Origin of the sequence: Natronomonas sp. (assembly GCF_046710025.1) — an archaeon.
Lineage (GTDB): Archaea > Halobacteriota > Halobacteria > Halobacteriales > Haloarculaceae > Natronomonas.
On record NZ_JBKEGK010000160.1, the window covers coordinates 1 to 5,885 of the forward strand.

The window sequence follows — 5,885 nt, forward strand, 5'->3', positions numbered from 1 at the left end:
GCCGAGTCCCTCAGAGAGATCGTCGAGTCGCTTCGGAATGCGGACGACCCCGACCCGGAGCGGTGGTTCGACGCGGCCGTGTAGGCGCGCGTCCTCGATGTCGTCGTCGCCGATCTCCGGGCCGAGGCGGCCGGCCTCCGCGAGTGGGCGGAGCGTGAGGACAAGTCGTTCCCGGACGACGTCGAGACGCGGATCGAATCGATCCGGGACGAGGCTACGGCGAGCGCCTCGGCGCTCGCGGACCGTCCGGACTGGGACGATCGGTTTGACGAGCGGATCGAGGATCTCGACGCCGCGCTCTCAGCCGTCGAACCGCCGGTCGCCTGGGGCCGCGTCGACGAGGTAATTCAGGAGGCACGCGAGGGGATCGCGGCCGACGGACTGAGCGAGGACTGAGGACAGGTTGCCCTGATTGCCGCCACGATGACTCCGTTTTCGATCCGGCCCCCAACCCGGGGACGGATCAGCGAAGCGTCGGCGGTGGCGAGCGCATTGCGGGGCGTCAACAGCTTCATTATCCGGTGACCACGAAAAAATATCGTGTCTCAAAGGGGCCCCGCTGCGATCGCAATGGCGTTTCTCCTTGTTCTCGCGGGGTGTGGGGGCGTCGCCTTCGATGACCCCGCCCCGACGACGGACCCTCCGGCGACGGGTTCGACGTCGAACTCAACCACTGTCTCCGACGAGGCGCTCGCCGACGCCGAGTTCCCGGAGGGGTTCTCTCGGTCGGAGATCGAGATCGCGACGGCTCGCAGGCTGTCGATCACGTTCCTCCGGACGGAGCCGGTTTCCGGGGTCGCTCTCGAACGGTTCCGTCCTGGCGCGTACGCCGACTACCAGTACGAAGCGAACGCGACGCGGATCAGGTTCCGCCTTGACGTACACAACGGGTACGCTGACGTCACCCAGAGCGACGTCTACGTTGAGTCGAACGTTCGACACAGCCGTAGCGGGCGGAACGGGCAGGCCGCTTTCGAGGCGACGAACGGCTCGGTGGACGAGACTCGGTTCCGCGCGGCCGATTCGATGTGGGCCGTGGCCTCCAGGATTCTGACGATCGGCGAGTTTCGAGCGGTCCGGGTCACCGAGAACGCCGACGAACGCCGCATCCGATACGCGATCACCGACGTCGCCGTCCAGAACGCGACTGACGTTCGAGGGTACCTGACCGTCGACGAAGACGGTGTCGTCCGGGAGGCTCAACTCCTGTACAGCCAAGCGGGCGAGCCCAAGCGGTTCCAGTACAGCGTCACATCCCGGTCGGCGAGCGGCGTCGCGCCGCCTGCGTGGCTTCCCGCAGCCCGCGCTGACAGCCGCTTCGAATCTGGAGCAGCGACGAACGCGGAATCGACGGTCGACGCAACGAACGAAAGCGAAAATAGTAGCCGGTAGGTCAGGACCTGCGGGTCGCCGATACCCCGTCGTTCGGACTAACCGAAGTGATTGGCGTCGTTTCCAACATAGATGACGGTCATACCGCCCGATTGGTGGCCGATTCGATAGAGAAATATATATTCCACATAGTAACAGCAAAGAGTCGTACCCCCCGTCCTCACAGTGTTGTGTCCTCAAAGAAGTCGGTGGCGCTCCCATCCGAATACGACACACTATACCTCGGTATCGGACTGTACGATCCGAGCTCCGGCGATATTCTAGATGCGAACGAGCGGTTGGAACAGATACTCGGATACTCCTTGGATAAGCTACGTAGGCTCTCGGTAGACACGTACACGGCGAACACGTATCCACAGTCGGCGTCTGAGTTCCGGGACCGACTCCGGGCGAGCGCCGACGGTGACCCGCAGCGGTTCATGTGGCGAGCCAAACGAGCCGACGGTGAGCTCGTCTGGCTTCAGCTACACGTATCTCAGCAGCGCTTCTCAGGGGACTGTGTCGTCGTTGAGGTCCGGGATATCACCAATCACTACGAATCGCGTCACCGGGCCGAGCTGTTCTGGCGTATCCTCCGACACAACCTTCGGAACGAGGCGGCGATCATCTTGGGCTATGCGGATCAGATCGCGACACACAGTAGAGTCGAGGGGATATCGGAGAGCATCGCTGCGATTCGCTCTCGCGGTGAAAACCTCGGTAGCATGGCCGAATCGGTGAAGGAGATCGAACGAGCGATCACGGACGCCCGGGCGGAACACGTCCGGCAGCCCGCGCTGGCTACCGTCAGGGAGGTCGCAGCCCGAACGAGGGCCGAGTACCCCGCTGCGGAGATATCCGTCGAGGAACGCGAAGAGATGTGGATCGAAGTGAACGACGCATTCGGTTACGCCGTCAGACACGCGGTTGAAAACGCGATCGTTCACAGCACTGAACGGGCCCCGACCGTCGAGATAACGGTCGGGCCCTCACCGAACACCGGTCGCGTCGAGATCCGAATTAAGGACGCGAATCCGACAATCCCGACGGATGAAATCGAGGCGCTGTTCGCACCGGCCGAGACCACAAACACGTCTCACGGGTCAGGGATCGGCCTGTTCGTGATGAAGTGGTGTATCGAGTCCCTCGGCGGCGAAGTGATGTTCGACACTCGAACGCCGCGAGGGAACGTCGTCCATCTGTATCTCCCGTCGAAGCGACCGCCCGATACGGCCGATGAGTGACATCCACGCGACGACCCCGAACGAGCGGCTCCGTTGAGATATACTAGACCGGACATGAAGCGTGTGTCGAACGATACAGACGGAGTCAGGACAGTCGGATACCCACAGAAACGCATGTTGAGATCTCGTTTCGCAGAGGAATTCCCGCCTGAAACGGTCGGTCCGCGAGACTTGCCTACCGCTCGGAAGTGTACTCGTCGAAGAGCGTTGAAACACGCTGCTGGATCTCATCTCGGATACGGCGAACCTCTTCTAGTGACTGTCCGTGCGGGTCATCAAGTGCCCAGTCGCGGACTTCGACATCCGCGTCTAGTTTCAGTGTCGAACAGCCCATCGTTGCAACGATGGTCGCGTTGTTGAGGTCCGTCGTCGAGACTTTTTGCGGAACACGGTCGGAGAGGTCGATATCGACCTCCGCCATCGCTTCGACGACCTCGGGATGGACCTCCTCAGCGGGCTGTGTTCCCCCTGTCAAAATGTGTACTGTATTTTCGAGTCCGCGGCGTGATCGTTCCCGTTCCGCGAACGCCGTCGCCATCTGACTTCGACCTGCGTTCTGTACACAAACAAACCCGAGCGTTATCGCTTCCTCGCTCATAGACAGGCTAAGAACATAGCAATCATAACACTATCTAAGATTGATATTGAGCAGTATATATTGTACTGACCGAACCGACCTATCCTGATTTCGTCACTGCGACGTGCCACATTAGCGCCCTACATTCAGCACGGTTTGGCGGTACTCCCAATCTGCCAACATGAGAACAGCTAGGCGTGTCTCATCACAAGCAACCCGGAACTGAATGGGCTGACCGCCATCGGCAAGCACTCACGACTCGACATACTCACGAAGATGTCCTTACTGACCGCCAGTTCGAGCGCCTATTGGAAGCATGTACAGCCCTTCCAGCACCACACGATTTTGAAGCGCGATTCATTTGTCTCATCACAGGCCGACTGGGACTTCGTGCTGGGGAGATTGTACACTTCGAGACTACGTGGGTAAACTGGAACCGCCGCACAATTCGTATTCCACAACACGAACCGTGCCAGTGCGGGTACTGCCGACGTCAGGCCCAACAGGAAACTACCCACAAAGACGATCTATCGACTGAAGATGCCCTCGTATCTCGATGGCATCCGAAGACTGTCGCCTCGGCTCGACTGAGATTCACGAATTCATCCAGCACTGTTTGGAGCACGATACTGGCGTTGAGGCTCTCGACGTCGGCCTGAAGATTCACGTCGACGACAGCGAGCTCCAGCAGACAGTATACAGCATGGTCGCTCGGTTGATGGGCGACCTCGCCCAGATCGAACACCAACAAAAGCTCCAGCGAATTCGGTCGGGCGTCCGCGCTGTACAGTCTACCGGAAAGTGGACTGGAAGACCGCCCGCAGGGTTCGTCGTTGAAGATGGGTATCTCCGCGTTGATCCGGCCGAGTTCCTACACGTCCGGGAGGCCCTCACCCGTGTCGACCGCGGTGAATCGTTCGCGACTGTCGCCGGCGACACCGGTATCGCCGAGTCGACGCTCCGGAGTCTCCACCAAAATCGGCGCGACCTCTACCTCAGCGGCGAAGCTGAAGACGACCGCGTCGACGAGGCGCTCACCGACGTCCGTCCGCTACAGGATGCGCGTGCCGAGGAGCCCAACCTCGAAGAGCTGCGAGAACGTATTGACCGGTTAGAGGAGGCCACCGATATTGACGCTCACGAATATAGGCTCTACCCCCTCAACCCTGAATCGCGCGTACGTATAGAATACAGGCTCTATTAAAATTCTCAACCGATGATATATTCGCAATGATGTCTAGAGATACCGCTCCAACTGAGAGCGCGACTCACGGAGGTAGTCGAGCGACTGCGTCCCGACTTCCAGCGAGAGCGTTCCGTGCCAGTCGGTGGGGAACGCCTCGAAGATAGGCCCGAAGTCGAGGTTCCCGGCACCGAATGGGAGGTGTTCGTCCGCCGGCCGACGGGTGTCGTTCAGGTGAACGTGTGAGATGCGGTCGGCGTGGTCAGCGACGAACGCGGCTGTCTCCGTCGGGTCGTGACCGGTTACCCGAGCGTGGCCCGTATCGAGCGTCAGCGAGGTGTCCGTCGCGGCGAGCAATCCGTCGATGTGTTCGATAGTGTACGGGCTTCCGAATATGTTCTCGGCACAGATTTCGACGTGACGTGAGTTACCGTACGCGTTCAGTTTGCTGACTGATTCGTCGATGTACTCACGGAGCTCCGCGTCGTCCCACGCGACTGACCATGCGGAGGACTCTGGGTGGAGAACGGCCTTTTCTGCCCCCAGTTCGGCCGCGGCATCGATACAGGCCGACTGCGTCTCGACGGCACCGCTGCGGACGGACTCGTAAGGCGATCCGATGTCTGTCGGGAACGGAAGGTGAACGAGTAGGTCGAGGCCGTGATCGTCCAGTATCTGCCGAATCGTCCCGCGATTCGACGTGAGACGCTCGCGGCTGTGAGGCCCGTCCATGAGTATCTCGACGTAGTCGAACTCGCCGTCCCCGGCGAAGCGCAACTGCGGTTCCAGCTCCGATGCGACTGCGGTGACGAAACCGATTCGTGGATTCATATTGATTTGGGTAGCGGACCGTGGATTACTTCATGGGAAGGCTCGCGAGCTCGGCGAGGCTATCGAGACGATACGTCGGCCGGATATCGAGACGATACCCGCGGCGATGCGGTCGGTTCACGAACGCGGCGTCGACGCCGGCCGCGCGAGCCGCCGCCACGTCGACACGGCTGTCACCGACGTACAACGCCGATTCGACGCCCAACTCGTCGAGCGCTGCCTCAAGATACGACGGGTCCGGCTTGCGACGTTCCAGTCCGTGAAGTGACGGCTTTCGACCGTAGTACGCTTCGAACATCGCCTCCAGACCGAACTCCGCGACGATATGTTCGATTGTCGCGTGCTGGTTGTTGCTCACGATCGCCGTCGGGACCGCGAGATCGGCGAGCGTCTCGACGTCGTCGTAGAGCGGCTTCTCACCGTCTCGGATCGCCGCCAACTGGCGGGCCGTGCGTTCCGTCTCGTGACGACGCCAGAACGCGTCAGCGTCAACTTCGTACCGCTCGGCAAGCGTGCGCACCGTTTCCACCGAGAGATCGTCGACGAGCGACTGGACATCGCTCGGTGTCGGGTCGACATCGAACGCCGCGAACGCCCGCCGCGACGCTTCCGTCAGGACCGACTCGTCCGTCGGATAGGTGAGGACGCCGTCGTTGTCGAAGACGATTGCGTCGTACTG

At 60.9% G+C, this 5,885-nt stretch carries 6 protein-coding genes; 3 read left to right on the forward strand and 3 right to left on the reverse strand.

All coding sequences use genetic code 11. The annotated features are described in order from the left end of the window. The first annotated feature begins 540 nt into the window (after nucleotides 1-540). Nucleotides 541-1,392, forward strand: a complete 852-nt coding sequence (locus ACI944_RS10645) for a hypothetical protein (protein WP_411719028.1) — start codon at nucleotides 541-543, stop codon at nucleotides 1,390-1,392. Nucleotides 1,393-1,580: 188 nt separating this feature from the next. Beyond that, nucleotides 1,581-2,615 carry an ATP-binding protein gene (locus tag ACI944_RS10650; RefSeq protein ID WP_411719029.1) on the forward strand — a complete coding sequence of 345 codons (1,035 nt, stop codon included), beginning with the start codon at nucleotides 1,581-1,583 and terminating at the stop codon, nucleotides 2,613-2,615. Between the two features lie 175 nt (nucleotides 2,616-2,790). Here the strand turns inward: ACI944_RS10650 and ACI944_RS10655 are convergent, their stop codons facing one another. Beyond that, nucleotides 2,791-3,213, reverse strand: a complete 423-nt coding sequence (locus ACI944_RS10655) for a low molecular weight phosphatase family protein (protein WP_411719030.1) — start codon at nucleotides 3,211-3,213, stop codon at nucleotides 2,791-2,793. A 535-nt stretch (nucleotides 3,214-3,748) separates the two neighbouring features. Here ACI944_RS10655 and ACI944_RS10660 point away from each other — a divergent pair. Further along, nucleotides 3,749-4,396, forward strand: a complete 648-nt coding sequence (locus ACI944_RS10660; protein WP_411719031.1) for a resolvase — start codon at nucleotides 3,749-3,751, stop codon at nucleotides 4,394-4,396. Nucleotides 4,397-4,429: 33 nt separating this feature from the next. Here ACI944_RS10660 and ACI944_RS10665 read toward each other — a convergent pair whose 3' ends face one another. Continuing rightward, a complete protein-coding gene (locus ACI944_RS10665; protein WP_411719032.1) occupies nucleotides 4,430-5,206 on the reverse strand; it encodes a sugar phosphate isomerase/epimerase family protein in 777 nt (258 codons plus the stop codon). Nucleotides 5,207-5,231: 25 nt separating this feature from the next. After that, nucleotides 5,232-5,885 (reverse strand): HAD family hydrolase (locus ACI944_RS10670; RefSeq protein ID WP_411719033.1); only part of this gene is annotated, 654 nt, incomplete at its 5' end.